Annotated in this window: 1 protein-coding gene; it reads left to right on the top strand. The window is 70.6% G+C overall.

What is annotated here, in order from left to right; genetic code table 11:
- Positions 1-1,134 (top strand): acyl-CoA carboxylase subunit beta (locus tag ABT247_RS33520; protein ID WP_350750391.1); only part of this gene is annotated, 1,134 nt, incomplete at its 5' end.
- Between the last annotated feature and the right edge of the window lie 92 nt (positions 1,135-1,226).

Genomic DNA, 1,226 nt, shown 5'->3' with positions numbered 1-1,226 from the left:
ACCGCCCTGGCCGGCTACGGCGGCATCTTCCAGCGCAACACCAGGGCCTCCGGCGTGATCCCGCAGATCTCGGTGATGCTCGGCCCGTGCGCCGGGGGCGCCGCGTACTCGCCGGCGCTGACGGACTTCGTGTTCATGGTCCGGGAGACCTCGCAGATGTTCATCACCGGCCCGGACGTCGTCCAGGCGGTGACCGGGGAGAAGGTGAGCCAGAACGGCCTGGGCGGCGCGGACGTGCACGCCGAGGTGTCCGGGGTGGCGCACTTCGCGTACGACGACGAGCGGACCTGCCTGGAGGAGGTCCGCTACCTGCTCTCGCTGCTGCCGCAGAACAACATGGAGCTGCCGCCGGTCGAGCCCACCGCGGACCCGGCCGACCGGCGCTGCGAGGAACTGCTCGACCTGGTGCCGGTCAACGGCAACCAGCCGTACGACATGCGCCGGGTGGTCGCGGCGATCGCCGACGACGGCGAGTACCTGGAGCTCCAGGAGCGCTGGGCGAACAGCGTGATCTGCGCGCTGACCAGGTTGAACGGCTCGGTCGTCGGCATCGTCGCCAACCAGCCGCAGTCGCTGGCCGGGGTGCTGGACATCCACTCCTCCGAGAAGGCCGCGCGCTTCGTCCAGATGTGCGACGCCTTCAACATCCCGCTGGTCACCATGCTGGACGTCCCCGGCTTCCTGCCGGGCGTGGACCAGGAGCACGGCGGCATCATCCGGCACGGCGCCAAGCTGCTGTACGCGTACTGCAACGCCACGGTGCCGCGGATCCAGCTGATCCTGCGCAAGGCGTACGGCGGCGCCTACATCGTGATGGACTCCCGCTCGGTCGGCGCCGACCTGTCCTTCGCGTGGCCGACCAACGAGATCGCGGTGATGGGCGCGGAGGGCGCGGTGAGCGTGATCTTCCGCCGGGAGATCGCCGGCTCCACCGACCCGGTGACGACGCGGGACCTGCTGATCCAGGAGTACCGCGAGGAGCTGATGCACCCCTACTACGCGGCCGAACGCGGCCTGGTGGACGACGTCATCGACCCGGCCGAGACCCGCCGGGTGCTGATCCGCTCGCTGTCGGTGCTCCGCTCCAAGCACGCGGAGCTGCCGCGCCGCAAGCACGGCAACCAGCCCGTCTGACGTCCGGGCCCCCGAACCGCAGTGGGTGAGATCGCGCCAAAATCACCGGCGGGGGACGCCGGCATCCCGGTCGGCCGTCGTTCCGGCCTCCT

The organism is Kitasatospora sp. NPDC001539, from assembly GCF_040298565.1.
Taxonomy (GTDB): domain Bacteria; phylum Actinomycetota; class Actinomycetes; order Streptomycetales; family Streptomycetaceae; genus Kitasatospora.
This window is presented reverse-complemented; position numbering and strand designations above follow the sequence as displayed.